This is a genomic window from Gammaproteobacteria bacterium, from assembly GCA_033344735.1.
Classification (GTDB): domain Bacteria; phylum Pseudomonadota; class Gammaproteobacteria; order UBA4575; family UBA4575; genus UBA1858.
Genome location: JAWPMW010000001.1, coordinates 610,213 through 634,730 on the forward strand (window position 1 = coordinate 610,213; position 24,518 = coordinate 634,730).

25 protein-coding genes are annotated in these 24,518 nt (G+C 37.5%); 17 read left to right on the forward strand and 8 right to left on the reverse strand.

What is annotated here, in order from left to right:
- The first annotated feature begins 192 nt into the window (after positions 1-192).
- From R8G33_03190 to ccoP, 4 genes are all read left to right on the forward strand, one after another.
- Complete coding sequence (locus R8G33_03190; GenBank protein ID MDW3094658.1) at positions 193-807, forward strand: Yip1 family protein; 615 nt, start codon at positions 193-195, stop codon at positions 805-807.
- Between the two features lie 2 nt (positions 808-809).
- Entirely contained in the window at positions 810-2,252 is a 1,443-nt protein-coding gene (gene ccoN / locus R8G33_03195) for a cytochrome-c oxidase, cbb3-type subunit I (GenBank protein MDW3094659.1), read from the forward strand.
- Positions 2,253-2,257: 5 nt separating this feature from the next.
- Complete coding sequence (ccoO, locus tag R8G33_03200; protein MDW3094660.1) at positions 2,258-2,911, forward strand: cytochrome-c oxidase, cbb3-type subunit II; 654 nt, start codon at positions 2,258-2,260, stop codon at positions 2,909-2,911.
- 99 nt (positions 2,912-3,010) lie between these two features.
- Complete coding sequence (ccoP, locus tag R8G33_03205; GenBank protein ID MDW3094661.1) at positions 3,011-3,892, forward strand: cytochrome-c oxidase, cbb3-type subunit III; 882 nt, start codon at positions 3,011-3,013, stop codon at positions 3,890-3,892.
- 33 nt (positions 3,893-3,925) lie between these two features.
- Here ccoP and R8G33_03210 read toward each other — a convergent pair whose 3' ends face one another.
- The 4 genes from R8G33_03210 to R8G33_03225 all read right to left on the reverse strand — a co-directional run bounded on the left by R8G33_03210 (position 3,926) and on the right by R8G33_03225 (position 6,846).
- Positions 3,926-4,984: a CNNM domain-containing protein gene (locus R8G33_03210; GenBank protein MDW3094662.1), complete on the reverse strand. Its 1,059-nt coding sequence runs from the start codon at positions 4,982-4,984 to the stop codon at positions 3,926-3,928.
- 115 nt (positions 4,985-5,099) lie between these two features.
- Positions 5,100-5,393, reverse strand: coding sequence for a transcriptional regulator (locus tag R8G33_03215; GenBank protein ID MDW3094663.1), 294 nt, complete (start codon positions 5,391-5,393; stop codon positions 5,100-5,102).
- A gap of 27 nt (positions 5,394-5,420) precedes the next feature.
- Entirely contained in the window at positions 5,421-6,353 is a 933-nt protein-coding gene (locus tag R8G33_03220; protein ID MDW3094664.1) for a sodium-dependent bicarbonate transport family permease, read from the reverse strand.
- Positions 6,354-6,426: 73 nt separating this feature from the next.
- Positions 6,427-6,846 carry a rhodanese-like domain-containing protein gene (locus R8G33_03225; protein ID MDW3094665.1) on the reverse strand — a complete coding sequence of 140 codons (420 nt, stop codon included), beginning with the start codon at positions 6,844-6,846 and terminating at the stop codon, positions 6,427-6,429.
- Between the two features lie 780 nt (positions 6,847-7,626).
- On the opposite strand from R8G33_03225, the gene R8G33_03230 reads away from it, so the two are divergent.
- From R8G33_03230 to R8G33_03250, 5 genes are all read left to right on the forward strand, one after another.
- Positions 7,627-8,844 carry a bifunctional alpha/beta hydrolase/OsmC family protein gene (locus R8G33_03230; GenBank protein ID MDW3094666.1) on the forward strand — a complete coding sequence of 406 codons (1,218 nt, stop codon included), beginning with the start codon at positions 7,627-7,629 and terminating at the stop codon, positions 8,842-8,844.
- 115 nt (positions 8,845-8,959) lie between these two features.
- The gene (locus R8G33_03235; GenBank protein ID MDW3094667.1) at positions 8,960-9,616 is read left to right on the forward strand and encodes a heme-binding protein; all 657 of its coding nucleotides are present in this window, start codon (positions 8,960-8,962) and stop codon (positions 9,614-9,616) included.
- 634 nt (positions 9,617-10,250) lie between these two features.
- Positions 10,251-11,159 (forward strand): amidophosphoribosyltransferase, encoded by a 909-nt coding sequence (locus tag R8G33_03240; protein ID MDW3094668.1) that lies wholly within the window; start codon positions 10,251-10,253, stop codon positions 11,157-11,159.
- A complete protein-coding gene (locus R8G33_03245) occupies positions 11,141-13,102 on the forward strand; it encodes a glutamate synthase-related protein (protein ID MDW3094669.1) in 1,962 nt (653 codons plus the stop codon). Before R8G33_03240 ends, R8G33_03245 begins: the two co-directional genes overlap by 19 nt.
- On the forward strand, positions 13,099-15,627 hold the full coding sequence (locus tag R8G33_03250) for an FAD-dependent oxidoreductase (GenBank protein ID MDW3094670.1): 2,529 nt from the start codon (positions 13,099-13,101) through the stop codon (positions 15,625-15,627). Before R8G33_03245 ends, R8G33_03250 begins: the two co-directional genes overlap by 4 nt.
- Positions 15,628-15,665: 38 nt before the next feature.
- Here the strand turns inward: R8G33_03250 and R8G33_03255 are convergent, their stop codons facing one another.
- Genes R8G33_03255 through R8G33_03265 form a run of 3 tightly spaced genes read right to left on the reverse strand, consistent with a single transcriptional unit; the run spans position 15,666 to position 17,116 of the window.
- Positions 15,666-16,118 carry a DUF4174 domain-containing protein gene (locus tag R8G33_03255; protein ID MDW3094671.1) on the reverse strand — a complete coding sequence of 151 codons (453 nt, stop codon included), beginning with the start codon at positions 16,116-16,118 and terminating at the stop codon, positions 15,666-15,668.
- Positions 16,119-16,126: 8 nt separating this feature from the next.
- The gene (locus R8G33_03260; protein ID MDW3094672.1) at positions 16,127-16,666 is read right to left on the reverse strand and encodes a glutathione peroxidase; all 540 of its coding nucleotides are present in this window, start codon (positions 16,664-16,666) and stop codon (positions 16,127-16,129) included.
- Between the two features lie 39 nt (positions 16,667-16,705).
- A complete protein-coding gene (locus R8G33_03265) occupies positions 16,706-17,116 on the reverse strand; it encodes an OsmC family protein (protein ID MDW3094673.1) in 411 nt (136 codons plus the stop codon).
- A 424-nt stretch (positions 17,117-17,540) separates the two neighbouring features.
- On the opposite strand from R8G33_03265, the gene R8G33_03270 reads away from it, so the two are divergent.
- The 4 genes from R8G33_03270 (at position 17,541) to R8G33_03285 (ending at position 19,741) form a co-directional block, all read left to right on the forward strand.
- Complete coding sequence (locus tag R8G33_03270) at positions 17,541-17,972, forward strand: DUF3429 domain-containing protein (protein MDW3094674.1); 432 nt, start codon at positions 17,541-17,543, stop codon at positions 17,970-17,972.
- A gap of 242 nt (positions 17,973-18,214) precedes the next feature.
- Positions 18,215-18,964: a sterol desaturase family protein gene (locus R8G33_03275; protein ID MDW3094675.1), complete on the forward strand. Its 750-nt coding sequence runs from the start codon at positions 18,215-18,217 to the stop codon at positions 18,962-18,964.
- 30 nt (positions 18,965-18,994) lie between these two features.
- Complete coding sequence (locus R8G33_03280) at positions 18,995-19,222, forward strand: hypothetical protein (GenBank protein ID MDW3094676.1); 228 nt, start codon at positions 18,995-18,997, stop codon at positions 19,220-19,222.
- Between the two features lie 42 nt (positions 19,223-19,264).
- Positions 19,265-19,741: a hypothetical protein gene (locus R8G33_03285; GenBank protein MDW3094677.1), complete on the forward strand. Its 477-nt coding sequence runs from the start codon at positions 19,265-19,267 to the stop codon at positions 19,739-19,741.
- Positions 19,742-19,749: 8 nt separating this feature from the next.
- On the opposite strand, the gene R8G33_03290 is transcribed toward R8G33_03285, so the two are convergent.
- The gene (locus R8G33_03290) at positions 19,750-20,772 is read right to left on the reverse strand and encodes a LacI family DNA-binding transcriptional regulator (protein ID MDW3094678.1); all 1,023 of its coding nucleotides are present in this window, start codon (positions 20,770-20,772) and stop codon (positions 19,750-19,752) included.
- A gap of 256 nt (positions 20,773-21,028) precedes the next feature.
- On the opposite strand from R8G33_03290, the gene R8G33_03295 reads away from it, so the two are divergent.
- From R8G33_03295 to R8G33_03310, 4 genes are all read left to right on the forward strand, one after another.
- A complete protein-coding gene (locus R8G33_03295) occupies positions 21,029-22,357 on the forward strand; it encodes an ABC transporter substrate-binding protein (protein MDW3094679.1) in 1,329 nt (442 codons plus the stop codon).
- Positions 22,358-22,449: 92 nt separating this feature from the next.
- Positions 22,450-23,397, forward strand: coding sequence for a sugar ABC transporter permease (locus R8G33_03300; GenBank protein MDW3094680.1), 948 nt, complete (start codon positions 22,450-22,452; stop codon positions 23,395-23,397).
- Entirely contained in the window at positions 23,394-24,332 is a 939-nt protein-coding gene (locus tag R8G33_03305; protein MDW3094681.1) for a carbohydrate ABC transporter permease, read from the forward strand. The genes R8G33_03300 and R8G33_03305 overlap by 4 nt, the downstream gene beginning before the upstream one ends.
- Positions 24,329-24,517, forward strand: coding sequence for a hypothetical protein (locus R8G33_03310; GenBank protein MDW3094682.1), 189 nt, complete (start codon positions 24,329-24,331; stop codon positions 24,515-24,517). Before R8G33_03305 ends, R8G33_03310 begins: the two co-directional genes overlap by 4 nt.
- Position 24,518 lies beyond the last annotated feature (1 nt).

A 24,518-nucleotide genomic window follows, 5' to 3' on the forward strand; every position in this document is an offset into this window, starting at 1 on the left:
ACTCGGTATAGTCTTTTATCAATATTATAGTCAACGTGACCTCTCTATTTATAATAATTTGAATGTAAATGTAATTCTGAATTGATGTATGTCAGGTGAAAGATGAAAGATAGCTGCTATCTTTCTCAATATATAACAACAATTTTGGCTTCAAATTAACCAGCACTGTCAGTAATCATAAATAGTCATTGTATGGATAAAGGATTTTCCCCATTATTATTATTGCGTTTGGTATTCACACCCACAGCTGTATTTAAAGTGCTGGCAAATACGCGTCCTGCACCTATGGCAGTCTTTTTAAAAATAGCTATTTGGTTTGGCATGTTACCTCCAGTTTTTGCTTATTTAGGTGCTACGGAACATGGTTGGAATCTGGGTACAATCGAACCACTTTACTTTTCTAATGACACTTTATTGGGCATCAGTATTTCTTATTTTATTGCTCTATTGATTGGCTTTGTTAGCACAGCGATTGTGTCAAGATGGATGGCAAGCACTTATGGAGCACGACGTTCATTTGGCATTCATCTTGCGATGATTTCAATTGTAGGTGCACCAATAGCAGTCGGTAGTGTTATTCACTTATACCCAGATGTTTTTATCAATATTCTAGTTCTGGTTCCTACGATTCTCTGGAGTATGTACTTACTTTATAGAGGTTTACCAATTGTTCTTCGTACTTCGCCGGAGAGAGGTATGTTGATGGCCTCGTCACTAATAGGCTACTTCCTTGTTGCCTTCGTTAGTTTGTTAGGAATTACTGTTGTGTTATGGGGGTATGGATTTGGCCCCACGCTGGGGATATAACTATGATTGATCCAGCTAAAACATTATCGGTTGAAATATATAGTGATCGAATTGTCACGACACTGGTCATGTTCTCAATTTTTTGGGCGATTGTAGGAATGATTGCTGGGGTATATGTTGCTGCTGAATTGGTATGGCCAGCACTTAACATGGATAACGAATGGATTTCATATGGACGTCTGAGAACATTCCATACAAATGTTGTGATATTTGGTTTCGCAGTATCTGCATTAATGGGGACTGCATATTACAGTGTACAGCGGACATGCCATGTCCGACTTTTTGCTCCTAATCTCGCTTGGTTTACTTGCTGGGCATGGCAAATAGCAATATTACTTGGTGGGCTTTCATTGTTAGCAGGGTATAACACATCAAAGGAATATGCTGAGCTTGAATGGCCATTTGATATTGCTATTACCCTCGTTTGGGTCTGCTTCGCAATTGTATTTTTTGGAACTATTGCCAAGCGAAAAATAAACGAAATATATATCTCAAATTGGTTCTATGGTGGACTCATTATAGTTATAGCCATGTTGCATATAGTTAATAATCTTGAGTTACCAGTCACCTTAACAAAATCATATTCACTTTATGCTGGTGCTCAAGATGCAATTGTACAGTGGTGGTATGGGCATAATGCAGTTGGATTCTTGTTAACAGGTGGATTTCTAGGAATGATGTATTATTTTCTTCCTAAGCAAGCTGGCCAACCTATTTGGAGTTATCGTCTTTCAATTGTTGCATTTTGGGCATTTGCCTACAGCTATATTTGGGCGGGGCCACATCATTTACATTTCAATGCAATTCCAGAGTGGGTGCAAAATCTTGGTGTTGTTATGAGCTTGATTTTGTTAGCTCCGTCATGGGCTTCCATGGTTAATGGAATTATGACAGTAAGCACAGCTTGGGAAAAACTTCGAACTGATCCGGCCTTAAAATTTATTGTTCTTGCATTAGCATTTTATGGCTTGGCTACTTTTGAAGGGCCTATGATGGCAATTAAAAGTGTCAATGTTATTAGTCATTTTACAGACTGGACGATAGGACATGTTCACTCGGGGGCTCTTGGCTGGAATGCACTCATAACATTTGGTACATATTATTTTCTTGTACCAAGATTGGTTGGAGCGAAGTTATATAGCGTCCGTTTGGCCAACATACATTTTTGGATGGCATTATTGGGGACAATACTATATGTCGTGGCAATGTGGGGCGCAGGTGTGTCACAAGGTGTTCTATGGCTAAGTTTAGATGAGATTGGTCAACTTAAATATAGCTTTACTGAAATTATGGCGGCAATGAATCCTTATTATTTATTACGTTTTGTTGCTGGATTGATTTTCTTATCAGGCGCTTTATTAATGGCCTTTAATTTTTTGATGACTATTGTTGGTAGACATACCATTGCAGTAAGACCGCCTATGGTAATGGAGTCAAGAGCGTGAATGGTTTGGACTTACATCATAGGCTGGAAAAAAATTTAGGGTTACTCATATTTGGTATTCTGTTTGTCACATCTATCGGCGGACTTGTGCAAATTTTACCAAGTTTATTTCAAGAATCGCTCAGTACGCCTGGAAAAAACACACACTTATATAAGCCACTAGAATTAGCTGGAAGAGATATATATATTCGCGAAGGCTGTAATACATGTCATTCACAACAAATTAGACCTCTAGTTGCAGAAGTAGAACGTTACGGAACATATTCACGTGCAGATGAATTTGTTTATGATCGACCATTTTTATGGGGATCAAAGCGTACAGGGCCAGACTTGCATCGAGTTGGTGGTAAGTATTCAGACGAATGGCACAGACTGCATATGATTAATCCTCGTAGTGTAGTACCGAATTCAATTATGCCTGCTTATCCTTGGTTATCTGATCGTGAAGCCAATCACTCGAACGACATAACCAAAAAATTAATTGGGTTGCAAAAACTAGGTCATCCTTACACGGAGACTGACATAAATAACGCAGCAACAGATTTAAAAGACAAAACAGAATTAGACGCTCTAATAGCTTATTTGCAAATTTTAGGAATAGCACGACCTGAAGGAGATTTACCATGGCTTATTTTTTATTCGCAGGAGATATGCTTGTAATGGCATTCATGATCGCAGTGGTAATCTGGGTATCATTAAAGTCATCAAATTCAAGTATGCAGAAGGCTGCAAAAATTCCATTAGAAGATGAGGATTTCGATGCCTGATATGCCTACAGCATTTTGGAGTGGCTGGATTATTGTCCTTACGATTGGCAGCGTATCAGGATTATTGTGGTTAATATTCACTATCTACTATTCAAACTCATCCCCTAAAGAATTCAAGTCTCCAGTATGGGATGAAAATTTACAAGAAGGTAATAATCCAGCACCAATGTGGTGGTTTTGGATGATATTAACGGCGCTAGTTCTCTCTGCAGCATACTTGATGTTATACCCTGGATTAGGGTCATTTAGCGGAGCATTAAAATGGTCTCAAAGTGGGAGGTTAGATAAAAAACTAATATTATATGCTTATGAGCATACAGATATGAAAAAGAAAATCGCTCAAATGTCGATTGAAGAGTTGAAACAGAATGAAGAATTAATGGGGTCTGCAAAAAGAGTATTTAACCAAAACTGCATAGCATGTCATGGGGAAGGCGGAAGAGGTCAAGCAATGAGATTTCCAAATCTTGTCGATAATGACTGGCAATGGGGAGGAACTATAGATGATATCGAACATTCAATTCGCCATGGAAGAATTGCTGTAATGGTTGGATGGCAAGCAGTATTGGGCGATGATGGAGTTTCAGATGTAGTAAATTATATTAAAGATCTAGGATCTGCATCTCACAACACCACTGCAGTTACAGGAAAGGATTTATATCAACAATTCTGTGTCGCCTGTCATGGAGTTAATGGAGAAGGAAATCAATCACTTGGTGCGCCAAATCTTTCTGATGATATTTGGTTGTATGGAAATACTGATGATCAATTATTTCACACCATCTCAGTCGGAAGAAGTGGGAAAATGCCTTCATTTGATAAAAGACTAAGTGATTTAGAAGTCAAATTGTTAGTAGCGTGGCTAGCGCGTTAATGAACATTTCATTGGCTAGAACAAATATCTAATTCAAATATCTGAATCAGTATTTTGACTGTTTTTGTCATTGCGAAGTCTTTCTCTGTATTTTCCTCTAGCGTATTTTTGTAAATCTTCTATTTTATCTGTCTCATCAAGAATTTCTCTGCCTAACATTGTTTCTATAGCATCTTCTAGTGTAACTATTCCTGCTGTTTGACCATATTCATCTTCAACTAGAAACATATGTTCTCGCTTTTTAAGAAACCTATCTAAGAGCTGTTGTACTGGAAGGTTTTCAGAAACACGTGTTATTGGTTTTGCAAAATTATGTAATTGCGAGTCTGACTTTCCTTCTCTTTCTTCAAATAATAGATCGCGATTAGTTACTAATCCAATAATATTATCAGGATTATCCTGATAAACAGGTATACGTGTAAATTGCTTTGTCTCATTATATGAAAGAGCTTCGCTGATGGTTGTATTAGCTTCTAGACAATGCATCACTGTACGCGGTGTAAGTATCTCTTCTGTCTTAATTTCGCGTAACTTAAGAATATTACTTAAGTATTCATTTTCCTGGCCAATTAACGACCCCATCTGATGACCTAATGAAGCTAAAGCGATAATTTCTTCTCTCGAAACTTCTTGTTTGTTGTCTTTTCTAAATGACTTGGTGATGAGTTCAGAGACTAAAATTAATGGATATACTAATTTAACCAGCCAATAGATAATGTTTGCAGATGGAATAGCAAGTTGCCGCCAATAAGTTGCACCAATTGTTTTAGGGATTATCTCAGAGAAGTATAGTATTACTAATGTTAATATCACTGCGATTAATGTTTCCCATCTCACGCCAAACACTTTTGCTGCTTGTGCACCTACACCGGCTGCACCCATAGTGTGCGCAAATGTATTGAGAATTAGTATACTGGCAATTGATTGATCAAGCCGATCCTTAACACGGTATAACACTTTTCCTCTGTTGGGATATTTTGTAGTGATACTTTCAACATAACTGGGTGTTATAGATAATAAAACAGCCTCTAACACAGAGCATAAAAATGATACGCCAATCGCAATTGCAAGATAAGTTAAAAGCAAACTCATAGTCTATATTTTATGCCTTGTTTAAATTAAGTTTAATGTTCCAAAATATGCTTATTTTAAAATAATAGTTTGGCATAATTTGAATTCGTAAAACAATAAATGATTGTTATATAATTTATATGAATTTATCTTGGCGTAATACAGTGACATCACTAGTAAAAATTATCATTGCATAATTATCGTAGTATTTCTCTTGTAGAAATGTCGTAATTGCATTTGCCACTTCATCATCACATACAATCTCTAGTCGGATATTTCCATTTGTTTCCCAACCAGCATTTCGCGTTCCTCGGCTTCCTTTGCCTCGCGCATCAGTGATTGTGTAACCTTTTGCTCCTAAAGCTTCGATTTCATCTATCAAAATATGTTCTAAAGCAGTTTCAGTTATAACAGTGAGTAATTTACGCATGTAATTAGCTTTTATGATTACGTTGTTTTATGGCCCATATATAAAGTTAGCAATTTCTATGTATATCGGAATACCAAATATGACATTGAAGGTAAAAGTAATACCCAATGAAGCTGTAAGCGATAACGTAGGGTTTGCTTCTGGTACAGATATCCGCATGGCAGCTGGCACTGCTATATAAGAAGCACTGGCTGCAAGCGTTGCTAACATTGCTGCTCCACCGATTGAGAGACCTAATAATAACCCAGTAATACTGCCTACTACTGATGAAAATATAGGCATTAATATGCCAAATGCAATTAAGAACAATCCATACTTCTTTAAAGAACCTAGCTGCATTGCTGCAATAAGACCCATTTCCAGCAGGAAAATTGCGAGAATTCCCTTAAATAAATCAAAAAATAACGGTTCAATAGTTATTAGACCCTCTGGTCCTGCAATCCACCCTATGAATAATCCGCCCACTAATAGAACAATTCCCTTACCTAAAAATACTTCATGGCCCACAGAGCGCCATTTAGTGTCTCGTGAGAGACCGCGAGCCAGCAATATTCCCACTAAAATTGCAGGTATCTCAAGCATAACGAGTAATAATGGCATATGTTCTTCGTATGAAATGTTTTTAGATTCATAGTAGGCAACAGCTACCGCATAGGTTCCTACACTCACAGAGCCATAATGCGCGGCAATGGATGCAGCATCAGGACGTTTAAATTTACCCAGGTATAACAAAACTGGAAACGCAACTAGAGGCAGCAGTGCGCCCATAGCAATGACTGCTAACATGTCAGGAATTAGGCTTGAAGGAGATTGCTTGGCGAGTTCGATGCCGCCTTTCATACCAATTGTTAACAAGAGAAGAATGCTAACAAATTCATATATTTGTGCTGGTAATCTCAACTCAGACTTAAGTATGCCAGCAGATAATCCTAAGATAAAAAATAGAATGATAGGATCGATAAATGAGCCCTTTTAGAATTTTAAGTGATCTATTAAGTTAACACTAATTGTTAACTTTCTTCAATTTGAGTGATCAGGTGTTTCTTATTGGTAAATTGGCTCGTTTCCATGCATTTAAGCCGCCATCCAGGCTCAATAAATTAGAAAAGCCCAACTGATTCATAATGTGAATCGATTTATCACCACGACCTCCACGAGGGTTCACGGCACAATGGATTATGTATAACTTTTCTCGGTCTAATGCAGCAACTTGTTGTGAAAAGGTTGGATCGTGAATGTTGATATTTATCGCGCCTGAGATATGACCTTTGACAAACTCTTTTGGGGTTCGAACATCTAATACAATGACATCTTTATTTTCCACAATAATTTCATTTGCTTTATGTACATTTATACCTGTACTTATTGTAACAGAGGGTTCAGAGCTGCAAGCAGAGAGAACTATTGCTGTCGCAAATAGTAAGAAAATAAATAGGTATCTTTTTTCTTCCATAAATAATTGATTAGAGTTGATGCAATTCAAGTGACTATTAGAAATTATAATTTCTAGGTAAGTGTATAAAATTTACAGTGTTTGTATGACTGGCTGGTACAAGTAGTATAGAGGATATAATAGCTTCAAATAGGGGAAAGTATTATCATAATTTTTCTACATAATACTAAGATATTTTCGATGCCAATTAGTTGGATAGCCAAGCCAAGACAAACCATCACTATAAGATTTATCTGATGTTCTACATATATAATTTTCGATTTGTGCTTATTAGGTCAATCGGATTATTATATTTAAATGTTAGTAAAGTTTAACAATAATTTTCCAAGTGAATATGCACGACTATTAAATCGTAGATTAAGTTGTGATCCTTCACGAGTTTCTAGTGTCAAACATTCTTATGAGCCAACTCTAGATCAAAAAAGACAATCAGAAGTTGAGTCATTACTTCTAAGTCAATTAATGCGGATCAAATAAAATAGAATAATAAAAGCTGATTTAGTCAGATCATTGACTATCACTTAAATGTTAAAAAATTTCTATGTATCAATGCAGCAACTGACTATTGCATTCGCAAATACTAGCACTATAGAAAATCCAGATATAATTATTCCTATCATTAATAATGTATCAATCATGTTTCCTCCATATAATTTAATGTATATTCTCATACAAGAAAGTCTATAAAAAGTCGAATTTATACATGCAATTGTTTGTTAAAAGCGAACATTCTTCTTTCGCAATTAACTGAATCGTCTACAAAATAATATTGGATGAGATATGACTATTAGAAAGAAAGTTAATTTTGAGAATAATTTAGGCATCACATTATCTGCAGCATTAGAATTGCCTTTGATGCCAATTAAATACTATGCAATTTTTGCTCATTGTTTTTCATGCGGCAAAGATATATTTGCAGCTTCTCGAATATCTCGTTCTTTAGCGTCCGCTGGAATTGCTGTCTTAAGGTTTGACTTTACAGGTATTGGCGAGTCTGAGGGTGATTTTGGTAATTCAAATTTCTCAAGTAATATTGATGACATTCTATCTGCTGCAAAGTATCTACAAGAAGAATATAGTGCGCCTCAATTATTAATTGGTCATAGCCTTGGTGGTACAGCTGTTATTCATGCTGCAAAAGAAATATCAGAATGTAAAGCTGTTGTTTCGATTGGTTCACCATCAACACCAAATCATATTCTCAAGCATTTTCCGAGTGAAGTTAAACAGCTTGAACATCTAGATTCATTAGAAGTAGAAATTGGGGGCAAATCATTTGATATTAAAAAACAGTTTGTAGATGACTTGAATGCAAAATCATCTACTTCAGATATTAGTAAACTGCGTAAAGCTATATTAATTTTTCATTCTCCTCTAGATGAAATTGTGTCTATTGAAGAAGCAACACGTATTTTCGTAGCTGTCAAACACCCAAAGAGTTTTATTACGCTTGATAAGGCGGACCACTTGCTAAGTGATCCTGATGATTCAGAATATGTAGCAAATACAATTGCTGCGTGGGCAGAACGATATATTCAAATTAATAGTCTCAATTCTCATAACGCAGATAAAGGTGAAGTGCTGATAGGAGAAGGTAATCAAAAGTTTCTGCGGGAAGTTTCGAGTGATGACCACCATTGGTTATCGGATGAGCCTAAAGCTGCTGGTGGAGATAATCTTGGCCCCGATCCTTATGAGCAATTACTTTCATCACTCGGCACATGCACTTCAATGACATTACGCATGTATTGTAATCATAAAGGCTGGACGGTAGACAACATTGAAGTCAAGCTTAGTCATATGCGAAGCCATGTTGAAGACTGTAAAGAACACAACCAAAACAACTGTAAGGTAGAGGTAATTAAAAAGGAAATAGTAATTGAAGGAGAATTAGATACTCAACAAAAAGATCGTTTGATTGAGGTTGCTGATCGATGTCCTGTTCATAAAACATTATTAAGTAAGCTTGAAATTAGCTCGGATTATATATTTAAGTAAACTCGTTAAAAATGAGATAGAGATTAGATTGAGCAATATACCGAAGTTCTCAAGTACATGTACTATTCAAAACTTCCGATGAGTTAAACTTATCTTCTTCTAGAGGTGAGGAATTATGAGTAGAAAATGGTTAAAACTTATTCTTATCATAGGCGTTCTGGTATTAATTGGATTCATTTCGTGGGGGCCTATTATGAGTAATGTTGAACATCCAAAGTATCAAGTTCTCTCATCTGAAGGCAAAATAGAAATTCGGATATACAATCCGATGATAGTTGCAGAAGTGACTGTACAAGGTGAGCGAAAGGAAGCTATAAGTGAGGGGTTTAGATTCTTAGCTGATTATATCTTTGGCAATAATATAAAAAATAGTAGTATTTCGATGACTGCGCCTGTAATGCAGCAACAAAATCAGAAAATTGCTATGACGGCACCAGTTAGTCAACTTGCTGCAGACGATGGGTGGATAGTTAACTTTGTAATGCCTGCAGAGTATTCTCTAGATACTCTCCCAAAGCCAAATAATAATAAAGTTGTAATTAAGGAGATTCCTTCAAAAGAGTTTGCTGTAATTCAGTTTTCAGGGATGAATACAAATAATAACATTAGCTCGCATGAGGAAAAGCTAAAGTCATATGTGGTGAATAAAGAACTTATCATTCTATCAGACCCTGTGTACGCTTTTTACAATCCTCCTTGGACGCTTCCGTTGCTACGACGTAACGAAGTTTTGATAGAAATAGATAATGTAAATAAATTAATGCGAGAATAAATCCATTGAAGATATTTATTTGGAGGGAAGAGGCAGTTACTTTTCTATAAAGGCAATTATCTGTTTTCAACACATAATAGAATATAACTTAAATCTTTGTGCCCTAATATATAACCCCAAACCTCTTGGTTTTTATTAATCATCTTTGAACATGACTAGATCTAATCAATACATTCTTCTAGAAAAAGCTATATTTGATATTACTTTGTCCAAATTTCTGCAATATCAACGATTACTGGCAATTTGAAATTTCCTGATTGACAGGCTTTTATGCTGCTGATTTCAGCATATATTGACATTGTTAACACATATACTAATATAGACATTGATAATAAACTAATTTTACTGTCAATAAACACAAATTTGCATAAAACAAATGTTGATTTGAGCGGTTATGATAGATACTGATGGGTATCGATTCCACAAATGTAGATAGAACTAGAATTATTTTAAGAGCTCTTTAACGAGCCAAACCAACAGAATCTGGCCATAATGCTGAGGAGAAAACGATTCACTTTAGGACTGCTAGGGATGGGAAGTTAAATGCTTATAAACACAACTGTGACACAGCATTATTGTATTCGGCGCTTGGCCATTCGATACCTCATTAATCAATTTATATAAGGAATAATTTATGTGTGGCATTGCAGGTATTATGCTTAAGGATTCGTCAGATTTTAAAACTGGTGAAGCACTGGTAAATATGCTCAATGGTTGTCAACATCGTGGTCCTGATTCGACGGGCTTTGCTCTATATGGTGATGCGCAAAAAAATACCCTAAAGCTAAGACTATTTGTCGGTCAAGCAGAGATTGGAGTGGCAGCGATTACTCAAATTAAGCAATCCTTAAAGGAAAATGGTGCATCCATAATTGAAGAAGAACATATCGGAGAAACCTACCGTGCAAAGGTTAATTATTCAGGTGATATCCAAAAATTTTCATATGCGCTTGAGCAAGCTGCAAAAGTGGTTTCTATTGGCAATAGCTTAGACATTATTAAGGATGTTGGTGGTGCAGAAGATGTTGATGCGAGCTATGACATACGTAAGTATACAGGCTCTCATGGTTTGGGGCATGTGCGTTTAGCAACAGAATCTGATGTGAAGCCCGAAGCTGCACACCCGTTCTGGGCCACTGGATTTGCGGATGTTGCAATTGTGCATAATGGACAAATAACTAATTATTGGAAAATGCGTAGACGTCTTGAGCAACGTGATTACGAATTCCGCACCGATAATGATAGCGAGTTAATAGCAGTTTATCTTGCCGATAAACTATCACAAGGAATTAAATTAAAAGAGGCACTTAAAACTTCAATTGATGATCTTGATGGCACATTTTCTTTTCTTGTTTCTACAAAAGATGAAATTGGTTATGCAAAAGATCACTTAGCTGTAAAGCCTATGGTTATGTACGAAACTGAGGATATGGTAGCTATCGCTTCTGAAGAAGTTTCTCTCAATAAATTATTCCCAGGGCAAGCACTTAATACAAAAGAACCACCACCAGGAACTTATAACACATGGTCACGATCGATTTAGCAAAAACCTCCGTTAGAGAAGGTAATGAAAAAATTCGACAATGCGGTAAGAACGGTGAAGATGTCGAAGTAATCAATCCAGATGCACGCCATCACATTGGCGTAGGTTTAATTCATCCCATTAATGTCAAGGTAAAAGGCTCTGCAGGATATTTCTGTGCAGGCTTAAGTGATGCTGCGCATTTTGAAGTAGAGAGTAATGTAGGTTGGGGTGTTGGTGATAATATGTATTCAGGTTCCGTTATTGTTGGAGGCAATGCAGGCGCTATTCCTGGAGTTGCAATACGTGGTGCTGAAATTGTAATACGCGGCAACATGGGTTCACGTGCAGGACAGGTGATGAAAGCGGGAACCTTGTGTTGTGAAGGTAATGCAAATTTTATGGCTGGTTACATGATGTATGGGGGACGCATCATAATTTTAGGTGATTCGGGTGAAAAAGTTGGCGAGGATATGTCTGCAGGTGAAATATTTGTAGCAGGTAAAGTTGAAAACTTAGGTTCAGATGCCGAAATAACAGATATTGATAGCGCAGAGATTGATGAGGTAATGGAATTTTTAGAGCGTTATAAAATTCCATTTAAAGGAAGCTTTCAAAAAGTAGTTAATGCAGGTAAGAAACTACGTTATGCAACCTCTGAACAACAAATGCGTAGTATTCCATTTTTCTCGTTTTCTGGTGCATCCGATTATTGGAATCCAAAAATTCAAGAAGACTTATATATTAAATCCCAAATAGGTCGTTATCGAATTCGAGGTTATGGTGGTGCAAGGCCGTTGCCACATTTTTCTGATATAGCTTTCAAAAAAGACTTATCGATTGCAGGTAACGATGCAGATGTATTGTCTAAAGTAAAAATGCGCACCGATATTGGCGGCATTAACGGTGCTGAACCACTTAAATTAAGTATGCCAGTAATGATTGCACCTATGAGTTATGGTGCATTAAGTGCTTCAACAAAAAGAGCTATTGGGCTTGCTTCATCTTTATCAGACATCGCTGAAAATACTGGTGAAGGAGGTATGAGTGATGCGCAGCGTGGAGCAGCAAATCAACTAATATTCCAAATGTTGGGAGGGAGACTTGGTTGGAATATTCATGATATGAATCGTGCAGATGGTTTAGAGATTTATATTTCTCAAGGAGCAAAGCCTGGGCTAGGTGGACAGTTGATGGCTAAAAAAGTAACTCCAGAACTTGCCAAAATTCGAGGTATTCCTGCAGGTATCGATTTGCGATCGCCGTCAAGACACCCAGATATTCTTGGAGCGGATGATCTTGTTATAAAAGTTGAAGAATTACGCGAAGCAACAGGATATAGATTACCTGTAAGCATTAAATTAGGTGCAGGACGTGTACGTGATGATATTAAAATAGCAGTAAAAGATGGCTTTGATTTTGTTGAGTTGGACGGCATGCAAGGTTCAACAGGTGCAGGGAGTGCAGAAGTTATCGATTATGTTGGTATCCCAACGTTACCTGCCATCATTGAAGCGCTGGATGCATTAGAAGAAATTGGTAGACGTGATGATATTCAAGTTGTACTTATGGGGGGTATTCGTGATGGCGTGGATGCAGTCAAGGCATTGTGTTTAGGTGCCGATGCGGTAGCGTTAGGTACATCTACTATTATTGCAGGTGGTTGTATTGCTTGCATGCAGTGTCATGTAGGGCAATGTGTGACTGGGATTGCTACGCAAGACCCAGAGCATGAAAAACGTTATGAGCCAGAAGTCGAAGCACAAAATATTCATCGCTTTCTAGAAAGTGTTCGTTGGCAGATTGCAACAATTGCAAATGAACTTGGATATGACGATGTAACACAATTTAGTCGAGACGATTTAGTAGCATTAACACCAGAAGCTGCAGCTATTACCGGTTTACCTTACGAGCCTCAATATGGTGATGCAGATTTAGATATTAAAGTGAGAGAAGCAGTATGAGTACTGTCTATGATGTTAACCGAATATTAATGCCAGATGTGCCCCCTGATTATGAAGATCATACAGCTGATGTTAATTATGTTCCTGCTCCTTGCCAAGTAGCTTGTCCAATTGGTACAGATGCACCTTCTTACATAGGTTATATATGGGAAGGGAAATTTGAAGAAGCATTTGAAGCAATAACGGCAACAAATCCTTTCAGTTCGATTTGTGGACGCGTGTGTGATGCGCCTTGTGAACCTGCTTGTCGACGTACTGATAGTGATGGGCCATTACAAATACGCAATTTAAAACGATTTGTGATGGATAAATTAGGATCTACCTACGAGCCTACTCCAGTTAAAGCTACGCAGTCAAAAACGGTTGCTATTGTTGGTTCGGGTCCGGCAGGTCTTACTGCTGCACATGAGTTATGTGATGCAGGATTTGAAGTGCATGTATATGAAATGACTGATCGATTAGGCGGCATGATGATTTGGGGAATACCGGCATTTAGATTACCCCCAGGTATTATCGAAGAAGATATAAGTCGTTTACTTAAGCGTTTCCCTGATTTGCATATTCATTTAAATACAGGACTTGGTGAACAAATTTCATTAGATGAGCTAAAATCAAAGCATGATGCTGTTTTGTTAACCATTGGGTCTTGGTGGGGTAAGCCGATGGGTATCCCAGGCGAAGAAGGTAATGAAAATGTCATTGATGGAGTAAGTTTTTTACGTCGCGTTAATGCTGGTGAGCGTCCTACATTGCCAGAAACAGTAGTGGTAGTAGGAGGCGGAGATGTGGCAATGGATGCTTGTCGTGCAGCATTACGTTTACCTGGTTGTAAAAATGTAAAAGTTATATATCGTCGCGGACCTGGCGAAATTCCCGCAAGAAAGATTGAGTTAGAAGGTGCGATTGAAGAAGGGATAGAATTTATTTATTTTACTCAGCAAGTAGCTGTTGAAGAACAAGGTGAGAAGCTAACCCTTAAGTGTGTAAAGACTAAATTAGGTGAAAAAGGTGAAGATGAGCGCTGTCAACCAGAAATAGAAGAAGGTAGTGAACACGACATTGAATGCGGAATGGTGATTGCTGCAGTTGGTCAAAAAGGTATATGTGATGATTTGGAGAATCATAATTTAATGGATGTCGATCGTGTGCGTACTGATTGGGCTACCATGCGTACCGATGACACTAAAGTTTTTGCAGCAGGAGATGGCGCATTTGGTGGTTCTACTATTGTAATGGCGATGCAACACGGCCAACGCGCTGCATACTATGTGAAATCATTTCTAAATGATATTGAAATCCCAATTCCTTATAGAACGCCTTATCGAACGCGCAGAGTACCGGTGGCACAAGATATTAAGTGGGAAAAATTTAATCCTCACCATCCCGAGTTTTTTGGAGTCGGTGATGATCCTGTTAGTTTTCCTGAAATTGAAGCAACCTATGATTGGGATACAGCACGTAATGAAGCATCACGGTGTTATCGTTGTGATGCCGAAACTGGTTCGCCAGATTATTCAGTGTCACATCGTGAAGATATATTTTCGATGGCACGCACTAATCCGACAGATCATATGAAGTTGAAATCCATGCTGCACAAAAGATTGCGTACTCGAACGAATCCATTTCCAAAAAATCGTGCAGCAAGTTTAGACGACATTGTATTTTTACCCGCAAACTTATCGCGTCTGGTAATTGATCCTTATCGTGAAGCATGCAAAGTCACGACTAATCTTGCCAATAAACTTGATTTGCATCATCCATTTTTGGTAACGGGTTTTGATAATGAAGCGCAAGAGATTTTTGAATCAATGAGTCAAGGTTGTGCATTGTCTAACACGCCTTATTTAGGAAGAAAGAAACCTGATGACAATGCACCTTGGATACAGTTAAGTACTTCCTTAGAAGATCTTGATTCTACAGCATCAGGCTATGTGTATTATTTAAAAGGAGATGGCAAGCCGATTCAACTTGCTGGAGATACAAGTGAACAGCTTGTTGGTTATGCAATTTCTTCTGCCGAAAATATAGAGCAAGTCATAACTTCCGCGCTGGAAAATAAACATGACATATTAGTACTAGATGCCACGGGGAAGCTTGATAGCGCTGAATCTGAATTAGCTGCTACTCCAGATTTTAGTATTTTACGTGATGCGATTAGTACATTACGCAAGATGAAAAAAGAAGAAGCAATTGAGTTAATATATTATGGTGGAGTGCGTTCAGGAACTGATACAGCCAAATTAATTGGTTTAGGTGCTAATGCTGTTGTTTTAGGTGTTTGCGCAGAATTAGCAATGGGTGGCGAAATTCAAAATAATAAAATTGTCTATAGCTCAAATTATTCTGAGTCTGATCGTGTTCAAGGATTGGTTAATATTGTTAAGGCTAATTTAGGCGAAGCATCTATGATGGCTCGTTGTACTGGTAAAACCAATCTATATAATGTCGAACCTGAGGATTTGAGTGCAATCACTGGCAAAACATCTATTGCGACTGGCATACCATTGCCTGGAGAAAGCACATAAGTTAACTGAAGAAGAGATGGTTGATATTTAGCTAACTATTAATTCTCCATTTCTATCTTTCTCATTGGCATTGAGTCTATTAACTCAAAGAATGCATTTAAATTAAAATCTTTTGCCTCTTGCTTTACAGTACCATCTTTGCCAATTAAAACCATACTAAGTGAAGCAACAGAAAAATATTTTCTTACCATGTTTTTATTGAAATTCTCAGCAATATCACCTTTGTAATTTGTATAAATTTTATCTTCAAAAAATACAAACCAGTTAATATGCCTATCTAGTATTTTGCTTTTTGCTATTTTAAAATCTAGCAAGACATCTTTTAAGTTATTCTTTGGTCGAACTAAAATTATTCGGTTTTCCCATTTAAGTTGAGTTACGCTCTCTAAAAAAAAGTTATTAGATTGACTGGGACTAACTGACAGAATAATAATGCTAATTATAAGCAAAGTTTTTATTATGCAGTATCCTAATGATTGGATGCTAATCAACGCAATTATTATTTCGCTAATTCTTGTTCAATAATAGAGATTATTTTACTGTTCCGAGGTTTTGTCCGCGGGCCAATCTCTGCGACTAACTGTCCATTCCTACCAATGACATATTTATGAAAATTCCAAGTCGGGTAAGTGCCAGAAGCTTCATTTAAGGCGGTAAAAAATGGGTGTGCTTTTTTGCCTTTTACTTCGGTTTTTTCAAACATTGGAAACTTCACGCCATAAGTTAAACGGCAGAAATCTTTGATTTCTTCTTCAGTTCCCGGTTCCTGACCAAAGAAATTATTTGATGGAAAGCCAAGTACAATTAAACCTTGATCGAAATATTCTTCATATAGACTTTCTAATCCTTCATATTGAGGAGTATTACCACATTTAGAAGCTGTATTGACGACTAGAATAACTTTGTCTTCGTACGATTCGCAAAGATTTATACTTTCATCAGAGGCTAGTTTCTTAAAATTATGATCAAGCAAATTACTCTCACAAGCCATAATGTTGAAACTGATTGAGAATAGACAAATGGATAATATAGTTTTCATAAGTTAAATGTCCCAGATGATAGTGTAATAATTTATTATTTAAGTGCAGTCAACATTGTTAATAAAATTGATTTTCGATGAGATTGAATTTTTTATTAAGCATTGGTTTTCTGCTTTAGTTAAAAGCCTAAGAGCTTTTTGTTTATCAGCTTCAGAATTCACTTTTAAAAATACCTTAATATTCATCTGAGTGAATTTATTTTCACCATCCACTCTATCAAGAATTCCTTCTGCTTCACATGATATGTCTGCCCAGGAAAATTTTGATGCATTGGTTATTGCGCGAAAAGTAAGTATTAGGCAATTAGCAACCGTTGCCACAAACAACTGTTCAGGAGACCATTGTTCATCAGAACCATTAAATTCTAATGGTTCTGAGATATATAATTTCGGTGAATGGCGTGACTCTGTCATAATATTTCCAGAAGACTGTCCTCTCGTAGAAGTCATATATTTATGTGGAAATGGTTCCATATGGTCTAATTCCTTTTAAAATTCTTGTTATGTGCCTTAACTTGGTGTCTTGTTAATTTGTTCGATAGCTATGCCGGAAGAGAGATCAATCCAAAATATGGAATTGCTAGAAACATCACAAGTGTCATCAATTTCATCTTATTCACATACATGTTGAGTTATTTACGTTTGAGTCTTGTTAGTTGATCTTGTCACGATGTAAGTAAACTACTCTTCGGAGAACTAGCTGTCTACACTATGTATAAGTTATAAATCTATAAATATATTGTACAATCGATAATTATCAGCAAATTCATTGTGCAAATATTTTTATGTACAGATAATAGGTGCGGGTATTATTGTGTAAAGATTATTATTTGAGGTCTTGCAGCGTGCTAAAAGAATAATTAAGGGAAAATGTATGGCTACATGGTTAGCTTATTTAGGCGTAATTCCATTTGTTATTGGCGTTACTCTAATATCGTTTGGTTACCAACAATTTTTTCTTATCAATGACTTGGCATTTATGGTGAGCTCATATGGATTGGTTATTGTGGTGTTTATGTCTGGTATCCATTGGGGTAATTATTTGAGTGATGAGAAAAGCCATTCATTAAACCTATTAATCGCTAGCAATTTAATCACCTTAATTTCATGGTTTGCATTTCTACTAATCTCTACCGAGCTTACTCTGTTAATCTACTGTATAACCTTCTCTGCTTTACTATATATTGATGCAAAATTACTTTCGCTTCAGGTCATATCTAAGCGTTACTTTAAAGTCCGTTGTGTAGTGACTTTAATAGTCGTGATCTCGCTATTATTGACTATATTGAATTTAGTAATGAGATGACTAATCGTAGTTTTTTGCAAAGCCCAATAAAACTAATTAAGCAGACTTTACAAATTGTTAGTGTAAGTAATAACTCTGGGATACAAAATTGTCCTGAACAACCCATTACTGTATAGGCTAGTATTGTTTATTTGTCTTGAGAAATTAATTATGATCTTAAAATGGAAATAAATCTCGACTCTGGAAAGCTCTACGTATTCGTGATTGGGCTTTTATTTTTCTTCATACTTGAGAGTATCTTTGTGAAACGTAAATGGAGTGGTATGCGCTTGAAGCGACTTGCTCTTCATGCCGGTATGGCAACCTTCAATACTATACTAATTCGCGTTTTCGCTTATGTCCCTTTTTTACTTCTTACGGTTTATGCAGAAGAAGAAGGGTGGGGCTTGTCTCGAATGCTGGGTTTGGTCGGCTGGGTAGAAATAGCATTATCGATTATTATCCTTGATCTGTTTGACTATTGGTGGCACAGAGCAAATCACAGAGTTAGATTCTTATGGCGATTTCATAAAGCTCACCACTCAGACACGTATATGGATGTGACTACTGCACTTCGTTTTCATCCTGGCGAGTTATTAATTTCGTTTTTCGTCAAAGCTTCCTGGATAATAATTTGGGGGCCAACAGTAATTGCTTGGTTTTTATTTGAAGCAATGGTGAGCTTAAGTGCCCAATTTCACCATAGCAATTTCGATTTCCCAGATAAAATTGAACGTTGGTTAGCCTTGATTATCGTAACACCTCGATATCATGCATCGCACCATGCAGTTGATCGTAAATTCGGTGATTCTAACTATTCAACAATATTCAGTGTGTGGGACAGAGTATTTTTAACTTATTCTAGACCTGGTAGTGGCGGATCGACAACCTCAGCGCCTGATGCGATTGGACTTCCTGAGGGTAGAGATATAGCATTTTCACCTGTCCACCTAGTTACAGAACCGTTTAGTACGCGAAACTTAAATCTTAAAAACGAGACGAGTTCCGGTTAAATTTTGAATTTTTATTAATAGGAGAAACATATGAAATTAATTTTATCTTTATTACTTATATTGCCTTTAATAGCCTTGGCAGATGGTCATAAAGCAGATCATGCTGGTAAGGCAGCAGAACATGCAGGCCAAGCAGCTGAACATGCGGGCGAAGCAGCAGAACATTCAGAAAAAGCTAAAGAACATGCTGAGAAATCAAAAGAGCATGCAGGTAAAGCAGCTGAACATGCGGGTGAAGCTGCTGCTGAAGAAAACTAATGTTACCAAATTGATAGAAAAGTAAATCGGTTAGTCCTGGCTATGATTAGAGCAAGCTTCTCACTAGTATCTCTATTTCTATTTTTCAGCACAATAGTTATTGGAGATTCTAGTGATAATAGTCTATCGTCATCTGAATCCATCTCAAATAGTAAAAAGTACTATGTAGGTGACATCAAAAAAGCAATGACAGACCATATTGCAAATGAAATTGATGAGGATGGAATTTTTCGTATTCGCGATGAAAAAACAGGAGAGATTTTAACTCTCAGGTTTGTAAAAATTCATGACCCTGTAAGAGTAATAAATAGTAATACCTATTTTGCATGCACTGATTTCCATGTCGTGGGCAATCCAAAAAAATTATATGATTTAGACTTTTGGATGCACCCAGAATCAGGTGAATTGAAAATTTTTAAATCCAAAATTCATAAAGAACCACGCAAGTCAATCATTTATGGTTGGTACAAGCAACCACGATATACTTTTGTAGATGATAAAGTAGTACCGCTATACTAATTTTATCTTTATAAGTTATCTTTCAAAAGCACTTCGATGCGAATTTTTTCTTGCGCCGTTACTATAGGTCGATTGTCGCATCTAGCTCGTAAGATTCTTAATGCGCTGCGAACTGCATGACCAGGATTTTGTGCAACTATTGCGTCAATTTGCTCATTCTGAAGTGCGTCTTCAGTAAAGGGCGTTCTTTCATGCGCGACTACAGTTAGTGAATTTAATTCTTTGCACTTTGAAACTTGAGCAAGTGGAATACGTGCTTCTGAGCTCATAACATAAACTGCAATGATGTCTTTTTCGTTTTGGAACTGATGCGATATAATGCGCTCTGTTCTCAGTTTGTCACCATATGTTTCCAGTGAAGGTAATGCTTTTAATAAAGGGAAGTGTGTGCTTAAAACTTTGTCAAAGCCCAAACGACGTTGAATATTATTTAATGATTGCATTGTGTCAGCAATCACCATAATTTTACCTGATACATCACCTAGAAACCTGCTAAGAATTCGGCCAGCAGTTGCTCCAGCTGCAACATTATCTGCACCGACAAAATCATGATTTTCAAGATTTTCTTGTCCAGATAGGAATTCAACAACTTTAATGTCGCGCTCGCTAAGTCTAGAGATAGCGTCTCGAACCTGTGGTGATTCTGGTGCCATGATTGCTATCCCATCAACATTATCTTTCACTAGTAATGATAAAAAATTAGCTACATTGTGAGGGTCCTGCATATTGATTTGGTCATATTTAACATCTGTTAAATCTGATCTCGAATCGACTTTGGCTTGTAGAACTTGTCCGATTAATTCATTCAGATACTGATCACCAGAGGTAGGCAAGATAAATTGAAATGAATAGGTTCGATTTTTTGCCAGATTTACAGCTGCGATATTGCGGACGTAGCCCATCTCATCAATAGCTTGTTGAACCCTTTTACGTGAGCGTGTGCTAACACTGGGTCGGTCATTTAATACACGATCGACAGTCGCGAGGCTCACACCTGCTGCTTCGGCTATGTCTTTCGCGGTTGGCCTCATAATTTACCTTACTTATTGTAATGTATTATTGTCTTTGCTTTTTATCAGAGCAAGTCTATAATAATGTAAAAATTTGAGGTACGCACCTCAAATAATAATAATTACATATTCAGTGAAGAACTGGCTCTATAGCCATACTTTCTGTATTCATGCAGGCAACTTGGTTTAGTTAGAACAAAGCCTGCAAATTGTTCGTTAACAAGCGTGCCAAACACCTTGTTAATTGATCGAGGTGTAACTTGGGAGGAGTTTTATAATGAAATCAAAAATACTAAATACAATCGCAGGTGTTAGTTTGCTTGCTGCTGGTGCTTTCGGAACCACAACTGTCAAGGCTGCTGATCTAACACTATGTTGGGCAGCTTGGGATCCAGCCAATGCACTTGTGGAACTTAGTAAAGGCTTTGAAGCAGAGTCTGGTCATAAAATGAGTTTTGAATTCGTGCCCTGGCCTAATTTTGCTGACCGTATGCTTAACGAATTGAATTCAGGCGGCAAACTATGTGATCTTATGATTGGTGATTCACAGTGGATTGGTGGATCGGCTGAAAATGGTCACTATATAAAAATGAATGACTTCTTTGCTAAAGAAGGCATTGATATGGCTGACTTTATTCCAGCAACGGTGACTGGATATGCAGAATGGCCAAAAGGCACACCAAACTACTGGGCTCTTCCCGCATTCGGTGATGTGGTCGGGTGGACATACCGTAAAGATTGGTTTTCTCGTCCAGATCTTCAAAAAGAATTCAAGAAGAAGCATGGCCGAGACCTAGATGCTCCAAATTCGCTAGAAGAACTCAAACAAATTGCAGAGTTTTTCCAAGGTCGTGAGATTGATGGTAAAACAGTTTACGGAGCATCAATATACACCGAGCGTGGATCTGAAGGCATTACTATGGGTGTTACAAACGCACTTTATAATTATGGCTTCAAATACGAAAATCCTGATAAGCCATATGATATAGAAGGCTATGTTAATTCTGATGCTGCAGTTGCTGGCTTAGAATTCTACAAAGCACTATATGATTGCTGCACACCGCCCGGATCTTCAGATTGGTATATGTCAGAAAATATTGATGCCTTCAAATCAGGGCAGGTGGCTATGCAAATGAATTTTGCTTTTATATGGCCAGGTGTTGAATCTGATCCAAATGTTGGTGGTGGCAAATCTGGATATTTCCCAAATCCCGCCGGCCCAGGAGGGCACTTTGCACAGTTAGGTGGCCAAGGGATTTCCGTTGTTGCCTATTCAGATAATCAAGCTGCGGCACTCGAGTATATTAAGTGGTTTGCACAGCCTGAAGTTCAGAAAAAGTGGTGGGAAGCCGGTGGCTATTCTGCACTCCGTGCGGTTGTAGAAGATCCAAGTTTTGCAACCAGCCAACCTTATGCTCAGACATTTCTTGATTCAATGGCGATAGTGAAAGATTTTTGGGCCGAGCCGGCTTATGCATCTCTCTTATTACCAATGCAGTCTCGAATCCACAATTATGTTGTTGCGGGTCAGGGAACTGCAAAAGAAGCACTCGATGGTTTGGTCAAAGACTGGAACGAAGTGTTTGAGGACGAAGGTAAGAAATAAAGCTGCCTTTCGAATAATTTCTCTATAATGGTTAGCGAATCAGAGGCTGGATGTTCTGATTTCGCTAACTATTATCTGCTAGCAATAATAAGATGCCGAATTCTCTAAAGGATCGTGCTGCAAGAGTAACACCGGCCGCAATGATCAATCAGGTAAAAGGTCTATCAGATCGAGCAATCGCTTGGGTTTTTCTCGGACCAACAATAATTATATTGTTGGCTATAAATATCTTTCCTCTGATATGGACAATATATCTTAGCTTCACAAATTATCGCGTCAATCGTCCAAATAAAGATGTCGAATTTATAGGGCTGCGAAATTATGAGCGCATTCTTTCAGATACAGATATTTGGATTACCATGCAAGCCACTGCTCATTTTTTGATTTGGACTATTGTTTTACAAGTCTTGATTGGATTTACCTTGGCATATCTCATCAACAAAAAATTTAAGGGAAACGATCTTTGGACAACAATTATTGTTCTTCCCATGATGCTTTCTCCTGCAGTAGTAGGTAATTTCTGGACATTTCTCTATCAGCCACAAATAGGACTATTTAATTACGTAGTAGGATTTATAACAGGCGCAGACCCTTCCACTTTTTCTATGATTGGTGATGTACCCTTAGCGCCATGGGCGATTATTATTGTTGACACCTGGATGTGGACACCTTTTGTTATGTTGATTTGTCTCGCAGGTCTTCGTTCAATACCGGATAGTATTTATGAGGCTGCGGAATGTGATTGCGCTAGCAAGTGGCGTCAATTTTGGACAATTACTATTCCTATGGTACTTCCATTTCTTATGCTTGCAGTACTTTTCCGTGGAATTGAAAACTTCAAAATGTTTGACTTAGTAGTACAACTTACTGGTGGTGGTCCGGGGTCAATTACAGAGTTAACTTCAATTAATCTTAAACGAGAAGCATTTGAAAAATGGCGGACAGGTTATGCATCGGCTTACGCAGTAATCTTGTTTGTAACAATTTTTGGATTAGCTTCTATCTACGTTAAAGCACTTAATAAGGTTAAAGACAGATGAGTGCTTCAATAACTGAACCTTCAACACGCCAAAAATGGAGTGCAGGTATATTAGTAGTGACTTATGCAATTATAACTTTATTGCCATTGGTTTGGATTATTGCGACTGGTTTTAAATCATCATCGGATTCTATCGCTTATCCACCAAAAGTTGTATTTCAACCAACTGTAGAAGGGTATGTAAATTTATTTACAACACAAACGCGACTGAGTAGTGATGCTATAGCAGAGCCGCGAGAGAATTTGCCTTGGTATGAGCAAATTGTTCGTGAAAAGGGTAATACGATTGTAGGTGCATCCCGATTTTCAGAGCGATTTTTTAATTCCGTGATCATTGGATTTGGATCTACTTTCTTTGCAATTGTTCTAGGAACAACTGCGGCTTATGCCTTCTCACGATTTAGGGTGCCATTAAAAGATGATCTTCTATTTTTTATACTTTCAACAAGAATGATGCCTCCAATTGCAGTTGCGATTCCTATCTTCCTAATGTTTAGACAGCTAGGACTAAACGATACTCATGCTGGAATGATCTTACTTTATACAGCTGTCAATCTTTCTCTGGCTGTATGGTTAATTAATGGCTTTATAGATGAAATTCCAATTGAATATGAAGAAGCGGCACTAATTGATGGATACACACGTTTCCAAGCTTTTTATAAAGTTGTCTTACCCCAAGCTGCAACTGGAATAGCTTCAACTGCAATTTTCTGTCTCATTTTTGCGTGGAACGAGTATGCGTTTGCAGTCCTGTTGACATCGGGTAATGCACAAACTGCACCTCCGTTTATTCCTACAATTATCGGAGTTGCTGGCCAGGATTGGCCTGCCGTTGCAGCTGGTGCCACTCTCTTTTTGTTACCCGTTATGATATTTACAATTTTTCTACGTAAACATCTTTTGCGCGGCATAACTTTTGGCGCAGTTCGCAAATGAATAATTTTTTACATGGAATGCTTGGTTTGAAGCGTGGACCTTGGGAAATGGTGGCTTCAATTATAATTGCCATTGGTGTCGTTATGTTGATGCAATCTTTCATACTCTCACTCTTTACTTATTCTTTTATTGTCACGCTAATTGGCACGATTATGTTTATCGTTGTTAGTCATTTTCCAGAGTAGA

What these genes read in the sequence shown, in the direction of transcription:
- R8G33_03190 (MDW3094658.1), top strand. Translation starts at nt 193, where the DNA reads ATGGATAAAGGATTTTCCCCATTATTATTATTGCGTTTGGTATTCACA.
- ccoN (MDW3094659.1), top strand. Translation starts at nt 810, where the DNA reads ATGATTGATCCAGCTAAAACATTATCGGTTGAAATATATAGTGATCGA.
- ccoP (MDW3094661.1), top strand. Translation starts at nt 3,011, where the DNA reads ATGCCTGATATGCCTACAGCATTTTGGAGTGGCTGGATTATTGTCCTT.
- R8G33_03210 (MDW3094662.1), bottom strand. Translation starts at nt 4,984, where the DNA reads ATGAGTTTGCTTTTAACTTATCTTGCAATTGCGATTGGCGTATCATTT.
- R8G33_03215 (MDW3094663.1), bottom strand. Translation starts at nt 5,393, where the DNA reads ATGCGTAAATTACTCACTGTTATAACTGAAACTGCTTTAGAACATATT.
- R8G33_03225 (MDW3094665.1), bottom strand. Translation starts at nt 6,846, where the DNA reads ATGGAAGAAAAAAGATACCTATTTATTTTCTTACTATTTGCGACAGCA.
- R8G33_03230 (MDW3094666.1), top strand. Translation starts at nt 7,627, where the DNA reads ATGACTATTAGAAAGAAAGTTAATTTTGAGAATAATTTAGGCATCACA.
- R8G33_03235 (MDW3094667.1), top strand. Translation starts at nt 8,960, where the DNA reads ATGAGTAGAAAATGGTTAAAACTTATTCTTATCATAGGCGTTCTGGTA.
- R8G33_03240 (MDW3094668.1), top strand. Translation starts at nt 10,251, where the DNA reads ATGTGTGGCATTGCAGGTATTATGCTTAAGGATTCGTCAGATTTTAAA.
- R8G33_03245 (MDW3094669.1), top strand. Translation starts at nt 11,141, where the DNA reads ATGGTCACGATCGATTTAGCAAAAACCTCCGTTAGAGAAGGTAATGAA.
- R8G33_03250 (MDW3094670.1), top strand. Translation starts at nt 13,099, where the DNA reads ATGAGTACTGTCTATGATGTTAACCGAATATTAATGCCAGATGTGCCC.
- R8G33_03260 (MDW3094672.1), bottom strand. Translation starts at nt 16,666, where the DNA reads ATGAAAACTATATTATCCATTTGTCTATTCTCAATCAGTTTCAACATT.
- R8G33_03265 (MDW3094673.1), bottom strand. Translation starts at nt 17,116, where the DNA reads ATGACTTCTACGAGAGGACAGTCTTCTGGAAATATTATGACAGAGTCA.
- R8G33_03270 (MDW3094674.1), top strand. Translation starts at nt 17,541, where the DNA reads ATGGCTACATGGTTAGCTTATTTAGGCGTAATTCCATTTGTTATTGGC.
- R8G33_03280 (MDW3094676.1), top strand. Translation starts at nt 18,995, where the DNA reads ATGAAATTAATTTTATCTTTATTACTTATATTGCCTTTAATAGCCTTG.
- R8G33_03285 (MDW3094677.1), top strand. Translation starts at nt 19,265, where the DNA reads ATGATTAGAGCAAGCTTCTCACTAGTATCTCTATTTCTATTTTTCAGC.
- R8G33_03290 (MDW3094678.1), bottom strand. Translation starts at nt 20,772, where the DNA reads ATGAGGCCAACCGCGAAAGACATAGCCGAAGCAGCAGGTGTGAGCCTC.
- R8G33_03295 (MDW3094679.1), top strand. Translation starts at nt 21,029, where the DNA reads ATGAAATCAAAAATACTAAATACAATCGCAGGTGTTAGTTTGCTTGCT.
- R8G33_03300 (MDW3094680.1), top strand. Translation starts at nt 22,450, where the DNA reads ATGCCGAATTCTCTAAAGGATCGTGCTGCAAGAGTAACACCGGCCGCA.
- R8G33_03305 (MDW3094681.1), top strand. Translation starts at nt 23,394, where the DNA reads ATGAGTGCTTCAATAACTGAACCTTCAACACGCCAAAAATGGAGTGCA.
- R8G33_03310 (MDW3094682.1), top strand. Translation starts at nt 24,329, where the DNA reads ATGAATAATTTTTTACATGGAATGCTTGGTTTGAAGCGTGGACCTTGG.